Below are 22,820 nucleotides of genomic sequence, written 5' to 3' on the forward strand. Positions count from 1 at the left end.
TGCCCCTTATTGAATGGCGCCCTGTTCAGTCTGAATGACCCAGGCGGTTCCACGCTGAGCAATGCTTTTGACCCGGCCATAACCCGGCACGCTTTGGCCGACCGCCACCTGCAATTGCGCCCCTTCATCCCCGCTGCGGTCGATCTCGGCCAGCATGGCGAGACCCGGAGACGCCGCCTGGACGCGATAGCGACGCGGCGCTTCGATCGGAGCGGCTGGAGCCTCCGCGATCGCCGCGCCCTTCGGCGAACCAGTTCCCGGTTTCGGCGCGACTGCCGAAGGGCTCGCGGGGAGAGTAAGCGCCGCGGGCGTGGGTTCAGCCGACGCCGCCGGCTGCGCCTTCGCGCTGTCGAGCGCGCGACGCGCTTCGGTCAGCGACAACCGACGCCTGAAATCCGCCAGTTCGCCGTCCACCGCGCCGGTCAGTTTTTGCTGGTCGCTTCGCAGCGCGGCGATCTCAGCCTTCGCGTCGCGCAGCATCGCCCCGAGCTCCGTGACCATCGCGAGCACCTCGGTCTCCTGCGCCGGCGTGATATGCGCGGACTTGGCCGCCTCGCCACTCCCGGGCCCTTCTATCGGCGCCGCAGCCTGGCCTGGGACAGGCGCCAGCTTGGCGAGATCGCTTGGGCGCACCGACGTCACCCGGACTTCGGCGGCCGCATCGCCGCTCTTCTTTTCCCGCGGAGGCGTCCTTGGCGCTCTCGTCTCGGCGCGATCGGTCCGGGCTTCCAGCGCGCGGCCCTCGACGCTTTCGCTTGATTTTCGCGGCTCAGTTTCAGTCTTCTCGGCTTCCGCCCCTCCAAGCATGGGGCCAGCGCTCAGCTTTCCGGCAACAGGACTCGCAGCGTCTGCTTTTGCGCCGCTTGGCGCGCTTGGCGCGTCCGCCCCAACCTCCGCGACGACCGGAGTGGGAACAAGCTCCGCCGCGGCGAGCGGGTTCTGTCCGGCTTCAGGCTTTGCCGCACCTCCCGCGGATGCCCCGGCGCCATCCTTGAACGACAGGACTTCGGTCAGGAGACGATCCTTGTTGATGATGACAGGCGCCTCGCGGACCGGATCGGCTGCGGGCGCGCGGGGAGGAACCGCCGCGATTTTTGCGGACGGCGCAATCAGCACGTCAACCGGCGGCGCCCCGACCTCGGCCACGCGCAGCGGCTTTGGCGTGGCCTTGGGGATTACGAAAGAGCCGACCACGAACGCCAGGATGCCGACCGTCGCCAGCCCACCCCCGATCAATGCCGGCGGGCGCCAGCCGACGCGCGCGGTCGGTGCGACGAGCTCCTGTTCGCGCTCGTCGCTGGAGGAAAGCAAAATCTCTCCGGGCAGGCCGATCGGCGCCGCCCCGCTTGCGCCTGCGACTTCCGGCTCCTCTGTTCCGCTCAGCGCCAGGATGGGCTCTTCGCGATCAGCCGGGGACTCGTCGGGTTTGGCGGCAACAGTTTTCGCGCCCCGCAAAAACCCTCGGCCACGCGCAAACCCCTCGGCGAAGCGTTTGCTGAAGCTCGCGGATGAGGATTGCAGGGATTCGACGGAGCGCGCGTCCTCTTCATCTCGCGCCGCCGCAAACAAAGCCGGCGGCGCTTCCCCCGGCAAAGCGATCAGCGCAGGGCTCGCCTCATTTGAGGCCGCCGCACTTGAGGCTGCCCCGTTCGTCGCGCCGACAGGCCCCGCGCCTTTATCATCTTCGCCCTCAAACCGGCCGACGTCCTTCTCGTCCAAATTCCCGATGTGCTTGTTCATGATGCGCTCCTCTGGTCGCTATGCGCGAGGATCGCCTCAAGACGCGCGAATCAATCGATCGAATTTGAATTCGATTCGAAACCTCCCGAACGTCGAGCCAAAGGCCGCGTGGGCAATTGCGCAGTCTCGCGGGTTGGTCGAACCACGATCAGATCCAAGCTCCGCATCGATTTCATCAACGCCTGCGCGCCCATCCGTGTCCCCTCCCTCTCGTCCCGATCGGCGCAAATGTGTGTTTAGGCGCCGATGAGTTTTAGGACCGCGCCCTATTTGTAGACAGCGGAGGTCGCTCCTACGTGCGCCGGCAAGACCACATTCGATAGGAACATGACGCCGACGCTGACATTCGCCGCGAGGTTGACGGTCGGCCCCTTCGGGGTTTCCTGCTGCAGCGTCTGTCCAACCTGCTGACCCGCCGCACCCGCCGCTACGCCCAGCTGTTGCTTGAAGTTCAACTGCCCAAATTGAGTGACCGACCCGCCAAACGGCGAGACCTGCGTCGTCGCGTTCGACAAGGCGATCGCCTGCCCGAGACCGGATACGAAGGCCGCCGCCGCCGGCAAGGCGAACCGCTCGAGATAATGCTCGTCAACGCTCGAGGCGACCGCCGTCTCCATCGTGTCCGGCGCTACGACAAGGCCCCGGACATCGAGCGACTGACCGCGATGCTCAATAGTCGAAACCCGAACGATTAGCCGATCATTGCCGTTCTTTGAAAAGCTCCCAATCATCCGATCGCCCGCCAAGGGACCGGTATCCGCCTCGAGCACGATCGGTCCCCCCGTGTCTGAGCTCACGGCCAGGACGGTATGGGCGTAAATGCCGCGACCCGCCGGCACAAGGACTGTTTCGATCCTCGCGACGGGGCTCGGCGCGCCGGCCGCCGGCGCACGGCTGGAGCCGGGGGAGTTCTGTTCGTTCCGCGTGCGGGGAAGAGCGTTCGTGCTATAGTCGCCCTCCACATCGGCCGCAGGCGTGATCACGATGTCGGTCCGCGGGGGATGGCCGTCCCAGCCCCGATACAAGTCGTTGAGCGCGTTCTGCATCGCGGGATCGATTTCACCCGAACCGGTCGCATTCACGTGCTCGATGCGCGCCCCCATGTGAGGACTTTCCGGCGGCACGTAAGCTGGCGGCGGCGCGAGAACCGGTCCGACGCTGGCCTCATTGACGGCTTCAGGCTCGTTCCGCGCAAGGGCAGGCGTAAGGGGAGCCCCAAGCTCTCCGGACGTAACGCCGACTTCCGTGACGACGACCGGCTCCTGAAGAGGCACGCTCGCCGGCATGGGCGGGGTGTAGGACTGGCCCGACTTCGCCGCCTGCTCCGCCTTCTCCCCGCCATGGCGCCGCAACAGCGCGTCCTGCGCAGGATCCCCATGGAGGCCGCCGGGCAATGGATTGATCGGCGGCATTTTCGCCGTGATCGATTCGATCTTTGGCTGATAATTGATCATCCCGGCGCCAATCACGGCGGCGACCATGAGCCCGCCGACGCCGACGATCACGACGAGCCGGCGCGGGCCGCCGCGCCCCACCTGGTTAAAAATCCCGGTCCGCAGCGCAGACAAAAACGGCGCCCTTGCGAAAATATCGGACATCTCAATTCTCCGTAAGCGAAGCAGACACCGTCCGGCCATGCGCGGACAGAAGCACGACGGGTGTCGAGGGAACCGCATAGACGGTCAAGCCGCCCTCGCCGTTCTCGGACGCCACCCATTCCGGCGAAACCAGCGTCAGCCGCGTGCGCAGATAGACGCGATCACCCATCTTCCAGGCGCGCAATTCATCGGGAGATACGCCGCTCACCGAAAGCGGGGTCGCATCCGCCGGCGGCGCGCCGTCGAGCATCGCGGTCAGGAAAGGCGCGGCTGTATCAGGGGCAAGCGCCTGGACGACGCCGGGCTTGGCGTGCGGCCCGCGATCCGCCACCTGAACGCTCAGGTCCGCGTCATAGCGCCCGCCGCCGCCGACCAAAAGAAAGCTGATCGGCTTTGGCGCGCCCTGCAGCGTCACCAACAAGCCGCCGCGCGGCTGCAGCGACATTGGCGTGATCTCGAGGACATTGCTGCCCTTGACCGGCGTGCAGACGTAGAAGCCGACCGCGGCGACCGCCGGACCGCCCGCGCTAGGATTGGAGCTGCAATTGGCGCCGCCCGCGACCCCCGCCGGGTTCGAATTCGTGTCCCACTCGATCGGCCAGGGCTCGCCCGTCAGATCAAAGAACGAAACCGCGGTCGGATAGCCTTTCACGAGCTGGATGATATTCGTCGTCTGCCCAGGCGTGAAAGAGACGTTGACCCGCCGGCTGTTCGGCGCCGCGAATTGCGTCGTCACCTCCTCCTGCGCCCGTCGGTTGTCCCCGAGCCGCTTGCCAAGCGCCTTGATCATGTCCGGGGTCAGCGGTATCGCGCTTACCTGTGTCGGGGCCGCTCCGTCCCGTCCCCCCTCGCCATACCCAGCCTGCTGCGCCAGGCACGCATAAGGCCCGGCCAAAATCATGGCCAGGCCGATTGCCGTCGCTTCTCGACGCATAATTCAATTCCTTTGTTATTGCGCAACCGCGACGAGCTGCTCGATCGCCAACCCATCCGGATGATCCTCGACATTTGTGCGCACGACAAGCGCGGACACCATCAGCTTTTGCGTGTTTTGTTGCTGACTGTTCTGGCAGGTCTGGACGATCGGAAATTGAATGCGATAGGCCAACGCGCCGTTGAGCACGGTCGCCTCGCTGATCACCGCAGCCCGCTGCGCCTGCGCGTAGCACAGCAGCATCGCCTTCTTCATCGCCTCGAAATTGCCGCCGTTGATATAGCTCGCCGCGAAGCTGCCCCAACCCGTCGGGGTGAATTTCCGGCCGGACGAGTTCAACTGCACGGGATAGTCATGGTAATTGACGTTGTAGGGCGCGAGGACCGCCGTCACTGTCCAATCAAGGAGTTGGCGGTCGTCGACAATTGGGCTGTCCAAAGGCGTCGCCGGAACGGGAGCGTGCTTCCCGTCGACGAAGAAAAATCGGGGACTTGGAGGATGCGTCCATATATAGACGATCGCGATCGCCTGAACCACGACAACGAGGGAGAGGCCCAGCACAAGGCTGATGCTCCTGTTGACCAGGGACGCCTGAAAATCAGGATCGGATAATCTGCGCATGACCGCCGCGTGCTCGTTTTGCATGCAGCGATCTTCGGCCCAGCGCGCGCGAATACGATCCGTCGATCAAGAGGTTTCGATATTTCTTTTCGATCCGCGCAACATGCCGGATAGAATTCCACAAGGAGCGGAGACCCGCGCTCATAGGGCTTTCGGAAAACGAAGAACCGCCTCGGTACAAGCCCACCATAGCGCGTTGATCGATTGCGAGCCCTACACGCCAAGGTCTGGTGCGGGCGAACGAGGCTCTCGTAGATCCCTCAATTTCGCATATAGAAAGAGCTTAGGCTGACGCGACAAAGGAGCATAGCGCGCCTTTCAGAACAACGTCCGTTGCTCCATCAGATTAACACTCTTGTCAGGAGGATCAGCGGCTTTGATCGGAGGGTCCGAGCTCGCCCCGAACGCCTCCCGCGCTCGAAGCGCGCGACAGACAGCGGCCGTCACCTCCCGCCCCGTCATCGACCCGCAACATAGTGCGACAAGATCGGCATGAACCGGCCGCTTTGCGACGCTAAGCCGATGCGCGATAGCGATTTCTACCAGTTCGGCGACATCCAGAATGTCCAATATCCGCGCCGGCCATGGGTGCTCATTTTTTCGGAAAGCGTCGTCCGTCACCTCGATGCCTTGCCCCTCCGAGTCAACCGTCCAAGTTTCGACGCAGGAATCGCCAATCCGCCGAATCACATTTTGCGCCTCGGTCAGCGGTTGGATGTAGGATGTATGGTTTGGATGTCTTTCTTCCCGGAGCGGAAGCTTCTCGTTCCATTTTGGAGCGAGAGCGACAATCACCCGCGTGGAAATCGGCAGGAACGCGCGAACCTGCGCCTCCACGCGATCCACGACGTCACGGCTTGATTTGATTTCGACCGAGATGATTTCAGCTTCGGTAATCGCCGCAAGATCGATCCGCTTCGCCGAATAACGCAGTGGCAATTCGTGGATGATTCGAGCAGAGCGCCAGCGCCTTCGGAGCTCCGCTACGACGATGTCTCGCATCGCCAATTCTTCCGACGAGCGGTTCGCCAGGCCAGCGCGCTTAGATGTCTCAATTCGGGAAAGGCGGGAATCGCCTTTCGCCATCACACCCGCGGCTTTGTCGCGCCGGAGCGATTGAGATATCTGAGCCCAAGCCGTCGACCCACTTTCAAGACCGCCGACATAATGCCCGCGGCCGGAGGCTGCTTGTTCGGCCGCCGCCTTTCAAGCTCGGAGAGCGGAAGTGCGAGATCTTTCCGCATCGACTCCTGCGATTGCGACCTCAACGCGCGCGCCTTGATTTCATCATCGCCTTCCCGCGACCACTTTGGCCGGATGGGAGCCGCATCAAGACCCAAATCGGCGGCGGCGCCGCCTTCGAGACGGTCAATTACATCATCGATAACCCCAGGCGTGGCGCTCATGTTCATCGAAACACCCTCTTTGAAAGAACGCACTATTGCGTTTTCCGTGAAATGTTACGCGGCGATGGCGGCGGCGACATTGCGGGCCTGACGCGCTTTGGCGTAACGCTTTGAATTGCGCACATCTGGGCGCATGGTTTGCCCGGATCCGCGCTGAGCCCAGAACATCGTCCTCGTTATGCAACATTCGCGCAGATAATATCGGGACAGACTGATGTTCGACGCCGTGGAATTTGCATCATAGTCGGCCAAATAGCGGACCTTAGCCGACCTTCGAAGAAAGCTCCTCGCCTCGCCGAGGCCGAGAGTCCTCATCCGGCAACTGATTTGACCAGGACGCAGATCGAGATCGCGCGCAATGCCCGCCACCGATTGCATCGCGAACGCTCTTTCGGTCAGGTTTTTGTCGCGCGCGGCCGTCCATTTGATTGAAGGGCCGACATGAGGCTGAGATTTTCGGCCTGGAGCGCTTGGATCGTCCACCGCGACCGCTTTTTTCGCGATTTGCGGCGTTGGCTTTAGCTCCGGGATGCGCCAATTGCCTTTTGCTCGGCTGAAATCCACGATGAGGTCGGCGTCGTCGACCGAAAGTTCGTCGGGAATCGACGCCTGCAATGCCGCTCCGCCGCCACGTTCAGAGTGATCGGTGGATCTGGCCAAGTCGGCCGCGCCGGAGGCCAGCGGCGAACTCGCGGCCTCGGCCTCAAACGAAAAGGGCGGCTCCGCTGCACGGGCCGCCCCTCCTGTATTGATCACTTTAGACGCTGTTTGGGTCGCAGCGGCAGCATCCCAATTCACGGAGTGCTCACCGCCGCCCTCTCCAGGCAATTCCTCGGGCGACGCAACGGTTTTCGACGCTAAGCCCCTCAGCAATTCATCGAGGGATCGATAGGTCAGCTGCCGGCGATCGCGCTGCGGCAGCCCGAGCCTGCGGCGCTTACCGTAGATTGCTCCGGGCGAGCGACCCAATCCCTCCGCTATGCTCCGAACGTGAACGCCGGCCATCCACCACCGGATAAACCGCTGAACGTCTTCCGTCGTCCACGGGTTTCGACCGCCGCCCCGTCTGAGCGGCCTGTCACTAGGAGTCTGCAATCCCAGCGTCGCGACGCGCTCGAATAATCCAATTCGCGCACATTCGAGATACAGACAGAGAGCGGTGATGCCGAGACCGGCTCCGATCATTCCCGCGAGGACATGATCGAATGGCGTCACCGCCGCGGAAACGGTTACGCGAAACAGGCCGTCCCAGACGGGATTTGATTGGTCGCCGCAGTGAGGAGTTTGTGACACGCGCTCTGCCCCAGTTCAGATGCTGGGGCCATTGTATGACACACTATATAAATCATGTCATGCGAAAAATTTAATATATCGCGACGTGCATGCGCGACACATTTTCCACCTTCACTTCTTGGTTCCCTTCCCGCTGTTCCGGCCTTCAAGGAATTCAGCCAATTGGCTATACACTGTCGAATATCTACCAATCTCCTTCAAAGTGTCCGCATCCTGTTCGCCCCGCGCGACTATCGCTTCGGTCCACCTGCGAAAGGTGTTAGCCACGCGGGCTAATGAGTAATCGGACGGAGAGCCAGCACAAATACTCTCAGGAAACAATGCACCAAGAGGTACGCCTAGTCCACCCGCGAGTCTATGCAACACAGTAATGGTAATATTCTGTACCCCGCCCTCAACTAAATGTATATATCCCTGAGAGACCCCAGCTGCGGCGCCGAGGTCTCTTTGGGACATACCTGCCGCTGTACGTATTTCTTTTACTCGTTCGCCAATCGCAGCAAGCAACTCATCCGGTGGCCCGTCCCCAACGCCCTCTTCTTTCTTTTTGCCAGCCAACGAGCCCCCCTATAAACTCTACGATGAAAACGTCACCACTAAAGAACGTCCCACCTCATAATATAACACCTAGCAAAAACAGACTCCGAAACCGGTGAACAGCCCATGAACATCTAAGAAATTGTCTCGTTTTCGCCTATATTTTCAAAGGTCAGATCCTTAAAGGCCTGCAAAACCGTTCCTTGCACCACCACTTTCCCATTCGCGCGCAGCGCGCTCATCCTCCCCGCATAATGGAGGTTCACATGCGCCCGCACGCTACCCTTGTCATCGCCGCCCTGTTCGCGGCGTCCCCCCTCGCCCACGCCGATTTTTCAATCGTGTCGACCGATCCCGGCGCGGCCCCACCCCGTCCCCCAAACACTGAGCCTATTCAGCCGGCAACTCCTGAGGCTCCCGCCGCTCGTCCGTCTTCGACCGAGGGCAAGTCTGGAAAGACGACTAAGCCTAATGCCATCGGCATCGCCAAGGGTTTCGGAGCCCACGTTCCCCTCGCATTTGCAGTGCGACAAATCGTTCCGCCACAAATCAAAGTCACCTACGGACCAGGCACCGACCAAAACGCCCCGGTCGATTGGAAGGGCGGGCGGAATTGGGCAGCGGTTTTGCGCGACGCCGTTCGCCCGCTTGGCTTAAGACTTAGCCTCCACCCGAACGCTGTCGCCATCCGTCAATAAAAAAGTCGCGAGCATTCGCGCATCGCGCCTTGATCGTCTTCCGCATCGCATTGCGGAGGACCTATGCCCGACTTCAGCCCCGGCGCCGTCAAATCCTGGCTCACCAAAAGAGAGCCCGACCTGGCGAGCGGGCTGCCCGACGCTTTACAGCGCCTTCAAGCCGACCCGCGCGTCGAAACAGCCCTGCTCGCCCTCGGCCTCGCTCTTGACGAGACGCGCGCGAACGCTCCCGACGGACTGTTCGAACTCCTCAACAGAGATCCCGGCAGAACCGCGTTTCGCGCTGTCCTCGAACAGCTCGGCGACGCCCGCATGGTCCTTCTCCTCGATTGGCTGGCTGCCCCCAACAGCCCCAACAAGCGCGCCTTGCTCACAGCTCTCCTGCTCCCAGACGCCGGCGACCCCGCGCCAGCGATCCTGGCGACCCTCCGCGACCTCAATCGCCACGCCCTCATTCTTCGCATGTTCGGAGAAGAGCGAATCCACGCGCTTTTCTCCGTGTCCGAACTGCTTCGAACTCAATCCATCAGCGAGGCCATATGACACAGACGAGACCCCTCATCGCCGCGATGATCGCCGCGGCCCTAACGCCCGCCATAGCACTCGGACAAACCACGTCGGGGACTCCCGAATGCTCCACAATCATCCAGGCGGCGGCCAATGGCGCAGCCGCACGGGTCGCTGCGGACGACAAGGATATCAATCCACCTCAAGCCATCAAATCGTTGACCTGCCTCGACCACTTCTTCCAAGGCACAGGGCTCAACGTCATCATCAATCTCCTCGACCCGACTGCCCTCCTGCAGGCAATCGAAGGGCAGATCTGCAACGCCATCACGAATTCCTGGAAAAACGCGCTGGGAACTCAGCAATGCGGAATCACCCTAACCGGCTTCAATACCGGCTTCTTCGGCGGGTCCGGTAAGGCGTTAGGCGGCGGCTTTTCCTGCCCGAAGCTGACGTTCGGCGGCGGCGGCCCGCCAATCGGATACATCGGCGTCGGCGCCAATAACAGCGGCAAGTTCACAATTACCGGCAAGGGATTGCCGCCAACCGGATATCAGCTGCCGACTAGCGGCGGCCTTTGGTGAGGATGACTCTTATGAAAAAGGCTTCTCTTCTAACTTCAGCCGCCACCGGCGCCGCCCTCGGCGTACTCGTCTTTGGCGCGACCCCCGCTCTGTCCCAAATGGTCGTTGTCGATTGGGCCAGCATCGCCGTTCAGCAAGCCCTGAAGGCGCTGCAAGACCAGGCCAATAACCTGCTGAACTCAATCACCAGCGCGCTTGGGCCGACGACCTATGGCGACGTCACCACTCTACTCCGTCAAGGATTTACGCAGGAAGCCAATTACATCAAAGGCCAGACCGCCGCTCAGCGCGACATAGCCGACGCTTCCAACACCGCCAACGCCCGCGTCAACCGCGACTTCCGAAATGCGCAGATCCGCGACGAACACACGATCAGTCCCCTCCATTGCGCAGCCCTTAACAATGGACAGACGATCGCAGTCGGCGCTGGGCAAGCCTGGAAGGTCGGGCTCGCCATAGAAAACGTGACCGACGCTCGAGGCGAGGCCGAAAAAGGCCAACCAGCTTTTTACGGCTCCGCCCAGGCGGCGCAGGCCATCCGCCAACTCCACCTTTCGCGCTATTGCTCGCAGTCGGAAGCAGACGCTGGCCTTTGCTCTGTCTCACAAACTCCGAACGCCGACCAACGGGCCTCGAGCCTCTTCAGCACGGGAACCTATGACGGCCAAAACGGCGTAAACGCTGCAAATGATTATGTTACAAACTTGCTTCAACCTGTCGTTCCCGCGGCCCTACGCGGTGATCAATTGACCTCGGTCACAGGCGTAGACGACGCTGCCCATCGCGCCGAATATAACGCCCGCATGTCCCTCGCCCACGGGGTCCTCGATTACGCGATCGCCACTCAATCGCCATCCGTCACGCTATCAGCTGATCAGCAGCAACAGATGACGAATGAAGGGTTGACGCCCGTCACAACCGGCTCCTGGCTCCAGGCCATGACCCTGGATGTCAACCGTCGTTACAGCGACGTCAACTACGCCGCTCAATTGCAAGCCATGCCGCCGGCGAGCGTTCAACGCGAGGTCGCGCTCGAACTTGCCGCGACCAACTATCTCTTGCTGCAAAATTTCCGCATCGCGCTGCTCAATGCGAGCACCAACGCGGCCCACCTCGCGACGACAGTTCAGCGCGAGTATCAGCCCGCGAGTCCGATGCCCACCCCGAACATGGCCAACAACTAAGCAGAAGAGAGACGATGATGGCCGAAGAAGCCCCCAACCTCAATCCGCGAGCGGACACCCCCCGACCCCTTGGCCGCTCCGAACTGGACTATTTGGATCTCGCATCCGAATTGGAGGTCGAGAAACCTGTTTTCAGGCAAGCCGATCAACCCGAACGCTTCCGCGCCTGGGCTGATCGCGTGGACCAACTCGTTGTACATGCGTGGCGCGGCCAAACAGATCGATTTAACGACCTAAAAGGTGAGACAAACGCCTACGCCGGGCATCCCCAAGATGAGCTGTCAACTCAACTCGAGGAATACAGTCTCTCCCCCCAAAGGCGAGAAGCGGACACTCTGCCTGATCGCAGAGAGCTGCCGGCCGGAACAGATCAAGAGGGCCCGATATCGCGGGAAGAGGCAAATCAACGGGAGGCGAGGATCGACGCCCCCGCACTGGAGAGTTCCTCTCTGCGCAATCCCCTTGCCGACGCGGACTCGCCGCCGCAGCCAGCGGATCGGCAGCCGAGGACGATAATTAGTCCCGCCGAGCACGTCGAACAACTCCAAGCTGAATTGCGAAACAGCGCCCTGATGTCTCCGGAGGAAAAAAAGCAAATCCAAGGAGAACTAACTCTCGCCCTCGCCGAAGCCCCCGAACCCTCTATCCTGAACAGCAAGGCATTGGCGGCCAAACGAGATCCGACTTTTGTCGAAACCCGCTCGCTCCGAGAAATCGAGCGGGACGATATCCTCGAAGCGGCTCAAAGGTTCGAAGCGGCGGGCCGGACCCAGGTAGCCGCCAATCTCCGTAAAGACGCTGCCGCAATTGATCTCACCCGGCCCGACGAAGATACGCCAAACGAAAATCGCGCCGACACACCCGCTGCGCCCGCGACAGAGCCCCCAGGATCGTCGTTTGCGGAACATTCTTCTGCGCGCGGCCAGACCCAACAGTCTGGGATCGCCGAACCGATCGGCGCCGACAGCCGCGACGCCCCATCGACCGCGGCTCCCGACTCGCCTCGACCACCCCAACGCGACCGCATAGCCGCCGCCGAAGTGGAGCTCGGCCTCTTCGACAAATCCCCACCGTCGCCTGCGCCGCCCCCAAGCGACGCTAACCCGCCCCTGCGGCGAAGCGTAGCGCCGACAGGCCCGGGCGCCGCGCGGCAAGCCTCGGCGCCAGACGCAGGCCAAACACAGCCGGCTCAATCGCCTGGAACTGGCAGCGCCGACTCGTCCCGAATACACGCCGCTGCCCCTCAAAACGAACGTCGTCCGATCGTCGGAGCCTCAACGCCGGCCGCCTCAAATTTCAGCGAAAACGACGCCTCGGAAACCCAGTCGGCCCCGAAACAGGGTCAGGCCCACAACGCAAAAGACCCGGCCAAGCAGCAGAAGCCCGCCCCCCACATCACCCTTTCGGGTCCCGGCGGCGCCCTCTACGATATTTTCTCCGCGATGCGCCGCGACAAGACCGAAGCCAATGCCCAATCGGAAGCCCGGCCCGCCCAAACAGCACAAGCGTCGGCGGCCAAAAGCCAAGAAGATTACTCCAACCGATTCGCCAAGTTCGAACAAAAGAATATGCAGCCGCGCCGAGACGCGGAGGCGCTTGCCGGCGCCGAAGCCTCCGCCAAGACCGCCTTAGACGCCCTTAATTCATTCAATAGTCAGCGCGGCGCGTCGGTCCTCAATCGCATGTGTGCGGCTGCAGATGCCCACCCGCAAGGCATGGCTGGCGTCGTTGCCGAGATGAAGGCCGGCGGCGCTTATGAGGATCTCCGAAAAGAATTTAACAGCGCTCTCGACTCAGAACGAGGGTTCGCCGACTCCTATAATAGGGCGGCGGCTGCCCTAAGCCTCTATGGCGACAAGCGAGCTGGGATAAGCCCAATCGTCGCCAATCGTTCTAGCTCCCAAACCACTGCAACATTTGACCAGTTAGATGACGAAATTTCAAATGCAGCCTCGAAACTCCCTGGCCTCAAACAAGGTACAAGCGCGATTGACGATCTCGCCGAAAAAGCGCGCGAAATTTTGCATAAGGCCTTCGAGCGCGTAAGCGCGGCCCTGAAAAGCGGCGCCAGCGCCAACGCTGAAGCGAGCCCGTCCCCCAGCCCAAGCCCTGGCCCTTGACGCCATCGCATTCGCGCAAACGCATGGAATCCTCACGGATCAGTAAATCTGCGAGGATTCCATGCGCCCCCTCTTGCCCCCCCTCATCGCCCTAACCATCGTCGCCCTTGCCGGACCCGCCTTCGCCCAGGCCGCCGCCAATAACAACGGTTTCAACGTGTCATGGGCCGCGCTCGACCCCGGCAACGACTGGAGCTGGCAGATGATCCAGTCCGTCTTTCCCGTCAATGGCGCGCCGCCCACCGACACCGGAACGGCCGCCACGGTCATCGGAAAGATCTTGGGCCAGATCACCGGCTTCGTGACCGCGATCGCCATGGCCTATGTCTCCTATATCACTATCATGAACATCCACAGGGTCGCGGAATCCTCCCAGATCCTCACCAACGCGATGACCTCTATGCTGGTCGTTCGCCTTGGCTTCGCAGCAATCATGATGTTCCCGTTAAGTTCAGGCTTTTCGACCGGACAAGCCGCTGTCGTTCAATTCGCCAAATGGGGAATAGGGATGGCGACCGCGGTTTACGCGAACGCAGTTCAGGCGATTGGTCCTGACGCCATGGTCATCGCCCTGCCTATGATCCCCGGGACCGAGACCACCGTGCTCAACCTGATGCAGGACGAACTCTGCCGCGCTCTTGTCAATCAGGCCGCCAAGCAGCCCGGTCTCGTGCCGGCCCCGACGCCGACCCTCGTTTCCAACGCCTATGGCGGCGCCGTCACCTATTCTTATTCCATGACGCCGGGCAACGAAACCACTGCGCCTGTTTGCGGCACCGTCACAATCACGCAGCCTCTGAACGCCCCGATAAATATCGCCGGCGTCAATACCGACATGAGCGCCACTCAGCGAACCATTCTCGAAAACGTGCTCGCAAACGATATCCGCCCAACGATCCAAACCGTCGCCGCCAATTTCTGGAATGACAAAAAGGCGGTGGACCTCAACCCTCTCTTGAATGTCTTCACCACCGCAACCAACGATTACACTCAACAACTCACGACCGCCGCTACCAATGTCACCAACCAGATCCGCACCGCCATTCAAACCCAAGACGCCCGCAACGGCAGCATCGGCCTCATCCAGAATGAAAATCAGCTTTCATCCCTCGGTTGGACGTCTGCAGGGGCCTATTATCTCGAATTCGCGCGGATCAACGGGCAGACCCTTTCCCTGGTGAGTGGCTTGCCCGTCGTCAATATGCCCACCTTTGAGGGCCTATCCAACTCTCTCAAGACCGACCTCGCTCCCCTGTACGCGGCTCAAGCCGGCTTTCTCACCAAACTCCGCACTTATGTGAAAACCACGGATGGCATCGACGTTCCGGGCGGCAATGCGGATCTTTTCATGTCTCGCACGAACGGAAACGACGGCGCTTCCGCCATCGAGCAGGTGTTCCGCGCCATCGACTTTACGCCTTCCCTCCTTCAATTTTTCACGGATCAAATGTCCCCCACCGGCAATCAATGGACCGACCCGTTCGGCGGCCTGATGGGACTCGGCCGAAAATTGATCATCACGTCGGTGACCGCCCTCGGCCTCGCCGGTCTCGCCTCCTCGACGACCGGCACAGCGGCGACGACCGTCTTCAACATCCTGACCTTGAATTGGGCCGCCGCCGGCGCCGCCGTGAGCAGCAATTTGCTGGTCCAATTTTTCGCCACGCCGATCTTTCTCTGCTGCATGGCGCTTTTGATCCCAGGCCTTACAATCGCCTTTGTTCTTCCAATGATCCCTTGGGTCATGTGGATGGCCGGCGTCGCCGGCTATCTGATCCTCGTCTGCGAGGCAGTGATCGCCGTGCCGCTTTGGATGCTCGCTCATATGACCCTCGAAGGCGAGGGCCTGCACGGCCGCGCCATTCAGGGCTACGAGCTGATCTTCAATATTTTGTTCCGCCCGGTCCTTATGCTTTTGGGCTTGTTCCTGGGCTATTTCATCTTCACCGCGATGTCCTGGCTGATCCGCGAGTCCTTCGGTGTCGCCGCCGGCTTTGTCCTTGCCAATGGCGGCCTGGTCACAAACTTCCTCGGCCTATTCGTGTTGCTTTCGATCTACGTCATGACCCATGTCATCGCGGCGCTGATGTCCTTCCGCATGATCTCGCTGGTGCCGCATCACCTGCCGAAGCTGATCGGCTTCGCCTCCGCCAATCGCGTCGATATGGACGAATTCAGCAGAGACGCCGCCCTCCTCGGCGTCGGCGGAGCACTCAATAAGATCAAAGATGGGGTTCAACCCAATGCCGCCCGACGCCTGGCGGGACAAAGCCCAAATAATCAGCTAGGATATAGCACCAAGGCCATCACCCACCAATCTGGCAATGGGTCTTCCAGCGGGGCGGCGAAAAACACAGGGAATATGGACTCTACCCTTCACGCGAGCACGGATGTCCCACAAAACAACCCGAGCGCGCAGGAGACTTGAAATGTTTGACGGCGGTAGTAGCGGTAGCGGACTCGGTCGCTTCGCTTGGTTTCAGCTGGGCCGTATGTCAGCTGAAAGCTCACAGCGTGATTTACAAACACTGGATCTTGTGCGCGACGGCCTAGCCGGCCGCCGTCCTGTCATGGTTGACCAAAGCTACATCGACCAACTCATCGACCAAATTCGTATCAACGACGGTGAAGTCCAAAAGGCCAACAACACGATCCGCGCATATATGGCCGATGTCGCATCTTGGAAAGAGCACGCCAATCAATGGGAACAATACGCCAAAGCACTCGAAGTAGAGCGCGACGACTCAAACCTTTTACTCGGCATGTCGAACTCCCTCGCCGAACGATACAAAACGAACATCGACAACAATTTAGAAGCCTTTGTCAACTTGCGCTATTTCGCCACAAACCTACAACGCTTTGCTGAGGCCGGCCTTGCGAACGAGCCCGAATACAAACAATTGGCTGTACGCCAGCAAGCCGCATGGGCGAATTTCGCGAACCACCGAACGATTACTGAGATTGGCGACGCTGTTAAAGATCTCGTCGATACTCTCGAACGCAAAGTACCCCGCTAAGGCGCGGCATTCGCGCCGGATCCACGCATGATGGGCTCATTCGAAGGAGCCCATCATGCGACATTTTCCCTGCATCATTCTGATCCTCCTCGCCGCGCCCCTCGCGGGATGCGCTTCCGGCAACGTGCGATCCGCCAATAGCTACATGGCGCCGCCGTCGCCTCACGTCGCTCATCCTGATTATGATCCCTATGCCGCCTATGCTGACGCCAACGCGACCTGGCGGCCGCCGGTCATCAATCGCAGCGGAACGATCGTCAAGCCCGCGGAACCATCCTCGCAAAGCTCTAGGCCAGACTATGAGCACGCGCCGTGGGCGGTTGGGGCTTTCGGAGGGAGCCAATCCGTTCCACCAGGCACATTCTAGCTCTACTGTCCGTCAATCCTTGCTCGCAAGTGGATCTGGGAGAGAAAAAAGAGCCTCCTCTTCGACGCTCTGACTGCGCCGAAGAGGAGGCCTCGTTCTATTTGTCGCAGGATCCTAAGCGCTTATCTCAGCTCGGCCAAAACGCTCCCGTGGTCGCCAGATATTCCCAAGCGGTTGCAAGCCTGCGAGTGCGAATCTGATAATTCTGTAACGCGTTCCAAAACGCCGCCACGAAAAAACAAACGCAAAACGGCGCAAATTCCAGCATCGACGCCGCAGTCCCCAGGGTCCACTGCATGGTCGCCGCCCGCCAAAGCCAGCCCAAAAAGAATAACCAACCAAAGCCGAAGGCCAGATAGGCGGCCCTCGCAGTGACCCGCCGCCGGCGCACGAGCAGCTCCTCGATCGCCGCCACCGAAACACCGTGCAGAAACGCGGTGGCGACCAAATCGAACGACCAGTCTTTATTGACCCGAAAACGACGATCTCCCTTCCGAACTCGCCTCAAGTCATCGGATAAGCCGGCGATCATCCGGCCCGTCTTAACGATATCCTCGTGGGGGAACGCTTGAAAAGGCACCGACGCAAACCATTTCGTTCCCCTCCACGCTTTACGGAAAAGAGATTGCTTCTGCACACCTTTGCCGCGGGACCCCTTCAAAAGGCCCTCGTCTTCATCGCGCGAAATCGGCATGGTTCTCCCCTCCCATGGATGAAATCACCGCGTTCCAATCTTCGGGAAGGCCGTCCAACCGACCCTCAGAACCATTGGCCTTGCGCCATATCAAAGTCGGCGTACCGCGAAGCCCGATCGCCTCGGCCGCCGCCATATTCGCATTTAGTTTTGGCGCCGATTCGGAAGCCGCTGGTCCATTCAGATCGCCGCGCATCCATGCAAGCGCCATCAGATCCGCCGGCTTGCTCAACATTGCGAGAGCGGCAGGCGTGCTTCGCCCTTGATCCTCATAATCGAGCAGGGAGACAGGTATGACGGCGACCTGAACCTGCCCCTTCGATACAAACGCCTGCAGGGCCTGCATCGCTTTCACCGAATAGGAGCACAAGGGGTCAATGAAAACCCAAAGTCTCGGCGCTGACGCCGATCCAAGCGTCCCAAATGCGGTTTCCGCGACGACATCGATCGCAGCTTTTTTCACTCCGCCAGGGGTCGCGCCTCCGTCGACATCCTTGCCAACGACGACGGTTGGCACGGCGCCGGCGATCGAGGCCACCTGTGTTCGAGTGACGTTGACGCCTTTCGCGTCCCACATAACCCCGGGGATTGTTCGTTCTCCGTCCGGCGTCGCGTACAGCACCTGGAATTGGCTTCCATTGCGCACGAACAAGCCTTGCAAGCCATGCGATGACCCTAGATCCGTAACCTGACCCCCTGCGATAAGCCGCAGTTTGAGAACCGACAGATCCGTTTGAACTCCGGCAACGGCCGCCTCGCCGTCCGGGGTCACCTGCAGCACCATGAATTGCTCGCCATGACGAGCCAGAACGCCTCTCAGGCCATGCGAGACGCCCAGTTCATGGAAAGTCGCGCCTGACTCAGCTATATGGCCGAGAACCGGACTTTTATCGACGTCTGCAATTGGGCTCAGCGGTGATTCAGCCCCCGCTTTCGCGTTCTGCGCAGAGTCATAAACCGACGACGGCGCTGGATCGCCAAAGACGCCTTTTTCAGCAATTCCAAGCGTTGCCGCCTTCAAAGCTGGATCCGCAAGAGCGCAATGTGGCGGCTCTATTGGGTATGCAGAGTCGCATAGGCCGAACAAAACTATTATCGAGGATAGCCAACAAACCGCACGCATATTGATATTCTCCTGTTGCCCGCCTGAAGGCTACAGGACACCCCGCGCGAATGAGTTCTGAAATAGTCCCTCTGAACCTCCATCGCACAGAACCCGATATCAACGTCCACAGCACTTATCTATCCGACGGCCCGCTTCCTCCATTTCACTGAAACTTCCACTCCAAGCAACCGCAAAGCCCATCCCCTTTCGGTCGGCGACCTCCAGACGATACTCCCCTGAGAAGTTTTTGGAGCGCGCAGCACACTTTCGATATCGCTGCACAGACTGCCGATTAATGAGCTCAACTTGTCGAGTCCACCAACCTCGAGCTCCATATATGCCTTCACGATCGATATTTTCGCCGAGACGCCTAAACGCCCCCTTGCTTTCGTCATTCCAATAGTCGTTACTAATGACCTCCAGCGCTCAACGGACCCCTCGCCTAGGCATAACATTGACGCAATCTTTCGCGCCTCTATACAATCTCGCACCAAGCACTCATCTGTATCACAATTGACCGCCGCGCGATCCGAGCTCCACCTGTTCTCGGTACGATTGATAAGGACAGTGCTATGGCTGCTGTTCTCCGCAAAATGCTCACTGCACATATCTAAACCCCTCTTCCCTACTCATTAAACTCTATCGTCCACGTCCAAGCCGACAGAAAGGTTATAAATCGCGGTATCAGAACATCATGTCCCAACCTTCCGCCAACGAGGTCTGCAGCGCAGGAGCGGCAAGCAAAACATCTTAAAGTACGAAGTAGCGACGGTTTACATGACAGTATAAGGCTTTTTACTCTCGCATCTGACGGTGCCGACTCTCGTCAAGTCGCAACAGCGAACGCACGTAAAACGCGCAGCATCGCGCCATATAAAACCAGGTGCAATAATGTTATTGGATGTTTTCAGAAGAATACGCTCTTTATCGGCAATGTGAATCCCCCATCCCGTTCAGGCCGCGCATATCTCGCCATTGAGTCACTTTGTCGCACTTGCCATATTGTCGCCGTGTTTCCAGCAGCGGACAATCGCGGCGATTTCACACTGCCCGCTACACTTTGCAACTCTCGAATTCGACGTGACATCCCTCCGTTACATTTTAAAGCAACCCCGCACGCATCGCCTTTGCAACAGCATGGGAAACATTTTGAGCCTGCAATTTCCGTAGCGCCTACCCCAGGAGGGCCACTGCCACATGGATCGACAGGCCGATTTCCGATGCCGCCTGATCGAGACGCTTCCCTTCCGCCAATCGCCTCAGAATATCGAGTTCACTCTCAGTAACTGCGCTGCAGTCATTTGACGACGATGCTGCATGAGACTCTCGGAAAAAATGCGTCACATGATCGCCTGGCCACACTGCATTTCCTTTACTCGTCTCACATCGCTCTATTCTAGCCGCTGGATCTCCAGACAACTTGAGGCCAGAGAGCCCTTCGACCCGATCGTGCGGGGCGCCCTTCGGAATTCGCCGGCCATGACAAGTCGCTGCGCCGCCTAGTTTTCGCGACCACACGCGGAATGAGTGCTCCTCGATCACTTGTGCGATTCTCAAACCCGAATGAAAATGCCCGCCACCCCGGCTCTGTGACTTTCTCGAGATCGATCTCAAGGCCTCTTGCTCGAATTGACCGTCGCTATTCGCCAAGGCGAGAAATGGATCGTCGATCCCGAACTGCCCGAGTTCAGGAAGACAGTTGTCGGCGCCGGTGAACGGAAGACGCCCGTGCATAGACTCCAGCAAATCGTCCAAGTCTGGCTCGATCGGAACCATTTCACGGCGAAAAGGCCTTCCCGGATCAGCATTATCGCGAGTTTTCATCTCCACCTCCGCCTCATCGGCGCCGACGTGACGGCAGCGTCCTGCCATCCATTCAGCCGAGTCCGCTTCGACCCGAGCAGCTTGATCGAGTTTTCTCCGCGCCTGACCACAGGATGGTAGCTGAAGCCTTACGATGCCGGTATTGTGCAGATTGAGGGGGCTAAACCAGGAACGCCGTATATCATCAGCGTTCGGAGCTCGTTTAATCAGGTTGCAAATGTACAATTGGCGCGTTTAGAGGCGACAAATGCATCCGACGTCGCTTGCGGACCTGGGCGGCCAACTTGACGCCTCCGAACACGACGAGTGTTCCCCTGGTTTGCAGGGCAGCGCGACGCTGCATCGGATTAAGCAGCAACTCTTCGCCCGCCAACAAACCTGCCACGGACCGCAAGACTCGGGGCTTGCGATCGCATTCTCGGGAAAGAACGAGCTACGCCGATACCCCGAGACAAACGATCAAACCCTTGCGGCAGAATGGCGTCGGGCGCTTCTCGTTCGCGCAGTCTGAAGCCGTCAATGGCATCTGTTTGAACGAGTCGGCCGCAAAGCGCCGGCGCGCGTCAACACAGAACTGCCGGAGCTGTCGAATGAACGAAGATCACCGCCGCCACCAAGAAGAACAACGCCGCCGCGAGGAATACGATCGTCGTCGCCGGGACGATGAAGCCCGCCGCCGCGTCGAGGACGTTCGCCGTCAGCAAGAGGACCAAGACCGCCGCGCCCGCAACGACGATGCTCGTCGGCATCGCTAAACCATCGGACCGGGGCCCTCTGCCCCGCGTCTCAATCCCAAGTTGGACTTTCCGCCGCGCCCGCCTCATATTGACGAGATGACAGCCATCCTCTTCGATACGCTCCGAGTCTCCCGCACGCTTCGGGACAAGGGTCATTTTACCCCGGAACAAGCCGAAAGCTTGGCTGAAGCCCTCGGCGAGGCCACGCAGGGAGACCTCGCCACCAAGGCCGATCTCGCCGCGGTCAAGGCGGAATTAAAAAACGACATAGCTGAATTGAGGACAGAACTTAAAGGCGACATAGCAGCCTTGAGAACCGAATTGAAAAGCGACAATTCGGCATTGAGAACCGAACTGAAGGGCGAAATCGGAGAATTGCGCACCAAAATCGCCGAAACAAAAACCGACATACTCAAATGGATCATCGGCGCCATCGGTTTTCAGACCATTGTCATCCTCGGCGCGCTGGTCTCCCTTGCCAAGCTTTTTGCGAAATGAACCGCAACTAAAACGAGTGCGAAGAGTCCCCTGGCGCGCGGCGCTTCTCAATCGACGCCATCATCGGAAGCTGCCAGCGGCGGCGCGTTTTCCCCCGATCCAAAACGATGCCGCGCGCGGCTTTCGCGCAAGTCCAAACGATCCTCGCCTCGATCCAATCGAGACCGAGGACCATGGACCAATTCCCCTTTCCCCCCAAGACGCCCGTCGCGAGCCCCCACCGAACCGCTCGCCCGGATCGGCCACGTTTCAAGACGCCAGTTGGACGCCTCCCCCACAAAGCCTCATTGCCGGCGATTCTCAGCGACGGATTGCGATCCCTCTTCCCAGCTGCGCCGAGCAAATCTCTTCCCGAGAAATTCCAGGAAGTTCTCCGCCAGATCGATAAAAAGGGCCCGCCGGGCCGCGCGCCATAAATGGCCGCGCCTTATCAAGACTTGGGCGGCCGGCGGGAGATCGGCGCTTCCCTTTCCTGCGGCGTCAGGGCGGCCGCCCACTTACTCTAAAATCTCTTCACTGGTATAATTTGCGGAGAAGTCGTTTCGCCTCCCCGCGAGGCGCGTCGGCGAATAGCCTGCCAGGCGACGGCCTCTATTGGGCCCTTCCTCCGGCTGAAGCGGCGGCTTCCCGAATATGACGATCCAAGGAGCCTATCGTGCCCTCATCCCCGAACAGCCGTCGTCCATCCAATCAAACCAAATCGTCGGCGAAAGTCGAAAGCCAATCGGGGCCTTTCGACAACACGCTTGCTCTCTTGAGCGGCTATTGGTTCACCACGCGCTTGTTGTTCGCGCGCGTCTCGGAAACCCGAGAAGCCCTCTGGGGTCCGGCCAGCGAACAAAGAACAGAGGACGAAACAGACACGATCGGTCGTAATCTCAGGTCCTATGTCCAACATTGGATCCTTTCTCTCTCCGCCGTCTGCGAATGTTTCGTGCAGCTCCGCCTGGACGACGAGGCAATCGTCAAAGCGATCGATCAGAATCTCCCCTTCCTTCGCGCCTATCGGGACAGCTATTTCGCCTTCGCTATTTCCGAAGAAGGCCTTTTCGGCCCGCCCTGGCCTGGCGAAGCCAAGCTAAACGCTGTCGAAGACCTGCACCAAAAGTTCGACACTTTCTTTGTGACCTATTTCGAGAACAAGTACCCAAGCACAAGAGGCTAAGCGGACTACGCGTTTCGACCCAAACTATCGTTGACGCAATAAGCCTGCCCGAACTGAAGCTCGCCGCGGATTTTCGAGCCCGCCAGCTATCGCCTCGTTGCGTTCCACCAACAATTCAGCGCGGATCCGATCGTTATTCGCGCATTGCGCAGACCAAGATCATCGAGAAGCGCGACCTTCCTTGCGACCAA

21 protein-coding genes are annotated in these 22,820 nt (G+C 60.0%); 9 read left to right on the top strand and 12 right to left on the bottom strand.

Annotation, left to right across the window (positions count from 1 at the left end; genetic code table 11):
• Positions 1-6: 6 nt before the first annotated feature.
• From RZS28_RS18820 to RZS28_RS18855, 8 genes are all read right to left on the bottom strand, one after another.
• Positions 7-1,740, bottom strand: a complete 1,734-nt coding sequence (locus RZS28_RS18820) for a hypothetical protein (RefSeq protein WP_318655209.1) — start codon at positions 1,738-1,740, stop codon at positions 7-9.
• Positions 1,741-2,006: 266 nt separating this feature from the next.
• On the bottom strand, positions 2,007-3,338 hold the full coding sequence (locus tag RZS28_RS18825) for a DotG/IcmE/VirB10 family protein (RefSeq protein WP_318655210.1): 1,332 nt from the start codon (positions 3,336-3,338) through the stop codon (positions 2,007-2,009).
• A gap of 1 nt (position 3,339) precedes the next feature.
• Positions 3,340-4,272 (bottom strand): DotH/IcmK family type IV secretion protein, encoded by a 933-nt coding sequence (locus tag RZS28_RS18830; protein WP_318655211.1) that lies wholly within the window; start codon positions 4,270-4,272, stop codon positions 3,340-3,342.
• 15 nt (positions 4,273-4,287) lie between these two features.
• Entirely contained in the window at positions 4,288-4,917 is a 630-nt protein-coding gene (locus RZS28_RS18835) for a DotI/IcmL/TraM family protein (RefSeq protein WP_318655212.1), read from the bottom strand.
• 294 nt (positions 4,918-5,211) lie between these two features.
• Complete coding sequence (locus tag RZS28_RS18840; protein WP_407341214.1) at positions 5,212-5,895, bottom strand: hypothetical protein; 684 nt, start codon at positions 5,893-5,895, stop codon at positions 5,212-5,214.
• Positions 5,896-5,978: 83 nt separating this feature from the next.
• A complete protein-coding gene (locus tag RZS28_RS18845; RefSeq protein ID WP_318655214.1) occupies positions 5,979-6,305 on the bottom strand; it encodes a hypothetical protein in 327 nt (108 codons plus the stop codon).
• 48 nt (positions 6,306-6,353) lie between these two features.
• Entirely contained in the window at positions 6,354-7,592 is a 1,239-nt protein-coding gene (locus RZS28_RS18850; RefSeq protein ID WP_318655215.1) for a hypothetical protein, read from the bottom strand.
• A gap of 111 nt (positions 7,593-7,703) precedes the next feature.
• On the bottom strand, positions 7,704-8,048 hold the full coding sequence (locus RZS28_RS18855) for a helix-turn-helix domain-containing protein (protein WP_407341234.1): 345 nt from the start codon (positions 8,046-8,048) through the stop codon (positions 7,704-7,706).
• Between the two features lie 842 nt (positions 8,049-8,890).
• Between RZS28_RS18855 and RZS28_RS18860 the strand changes: the two genes are divergently transcribed.
• From RZS28_RS18860 to RZS28_RS18890, 7 genes are all read left to right on the top strand, one after another.
• On the top strand, positions 8,891-9,370 hold the full coding sequence (locus tag RZS28_RS18860) for a hypothetical protein (protein WP_318655217.1): 480 nt from the start codon (positions 8,891-8,893) through the stop codon (positions 9,368-9,370).
• Positions 9,367-9,918: a hypothetical protein gene (locus tag RZS28_RS18865; protein ID WP_318655218.1), complete on the top strand. Its 552-nt coding sequence runs from the start codon at positions 9,367-9,369 to the stop codon at positions 9,916-9,918. Before RZS28_RS18860 ends, RZS28_RS18865 begins: the two co-directional genes overlap by 4 nt.
• Before the next feature lie 11 nt (positions 9,919-9,929).
• Positions 9,930-11,102 carry a hypothetical protein gene (locus RZS28_RS18870; protein ID WP_318655219.1) on the top strand — a complete coding sequence of 391 codons (1,173 nt, stop codon included), beginning with the start codon at positions 9,930-9,932 and terminating at the stop codon, positions 11,100-11,102.
• Positions 11,103-11,674: 572 nt separating this feature from the next.
• On the top strand, positions 11,675-13,222 hold the full coding sequence (locus RZS28_RS18875) for a hypothetical protein (RefSeq protein WP_407341215.1): 1,548 nt from the start codon (positions 11,675-11,677) through the stop codon (positions 13,220-13,222).
• 61 nt (positions 13,223-13,283) lie between these two features.
• Entirely contained in the window at positions 13,284-15,650 is a 2,367-nt protein-coding gene (locus RZS28_RS18880; RefSeq protein WP_318655221.1) for a DotA/TraY family protein, read from the top strand.
• 1 nt (position 15,651) lies between these two features.
• The gene (locus RZS28_RS18885; protein ID WP_318655222.1) at positions 15,652-16,239 is read left to right on the top strand and encodes a hypothetical protein; all 588 of its coding nucleotides are present in this window, start codon (positions 15,652-15,654) and stop codon (positions 16,237-16,239) included.
• Between the two features lie 55 nt (positions 16,240-16,294).
• On the top strand, positions 16,295-16,606 hold the full coding sequence (locus RZS28_RS18890; RefSeq protein ID WP_318655223.1) for a hypothetical protein: 312 nt from the start codon (positions 16,295-16,297) through the stop codon (positions 16,604-16,606).
• A gap of 127 nt (positions 16,607-16,733) precedes the next feature.
• On the opposite strand, the gene RZS28_RS18895 is transcribed toward RZS28_RS18890, so the two are convergent.
• From RZS28_RS18895 to RZS28_RS18910, 4 genes are all read right to left on the bottom strand, one after another.
• Positions 16,734-17,300, bottom strand: coding sequence for a hypothetical protein (locus RZS28_RS18895; RefSeq protein ID WP_318655224.1), 567 nt, complete (start codon positions 17,298-17,300; stop codon positions 16,734-16,736).
• A complete protein-coding gene (locus tag RZS28_RS18900) occupies positions 17,281-18,321 on the bottom strand; it encodes a hypothetical protein (RefSeq protein WP_318655225.1) in 1,041 nt (346 codons plus the stop codon). Before RZS28_RS18900 ends, RZS28_RS18895 begins: the two co-directional genes overlap by 20 nt.
• 1,257 nt (positions 18,322-19,578) lie before the next feature.
• Positions 19,579-20,229: a hypothetical protein gene (locus tag RZS28_RS18905; protein ID WP_407341216.1), complete on the bottom strand. Its 651-nt coding sequence runs from the start codon at positions 20,227-20,229 to the stop codon at positions 19,579-19,581.
• Between the two features lie 563 nt (positions 20,230-20,792).
• Positions 20,793-20,978 (bottom strand): hypothetical protein, encoded by a 186-nt coding sequence (locus tag RZS28_RS18910; RefSeq protein WP_318655227.1) that lies wholly within the window; start codon positions 20,976-20,978, stop codon positions 20,793-20,795.
• 84 nt (positions 20,979-21,062) lie between these two features.
• Between RZS28_RS18910 and RZS28_RS18915 the strand changes: the two genes are divergently transcribed.
• Together RZS28_RS18915 and RZS28_RS18920 are read left to right on the top strand one after the other, a co-directional pair.
• Positions 21,063-21,464, top strand: coding sequence for a coiled-coil domain-containing protein (locus RZS28_RS18915; protein WP_407341217.1), 402 nt, complete (start codon positions 21,063-21,065; stop codon positions 21,462-21,464).
• Positions 21,465-22,119: 655 nt separating this feature from the next.
• Positions 22,120-22,629, top strand: coding sequence for a hypothetical protein (locus RZS28_RS18920; RefSeq protein ID WP_318655229.1), 510 nt, complete (start codon positions 22,120-22,122; stop codon positions 22,627-22,629).
• Positions 22,630-22,820 lie beyond the last annotated feature (191 nt).

The organism is Methylocapsa polymorpha (assembly GCF_045689225.1).
GTDB classification, from domain to species: domain Bacteria; phylum Pseudomonadota; class Alphaproteobacteria; order Rhizobiales; family Beijerinckiaceae; genus Methylocapsa; species Methylocapsa polymorpha.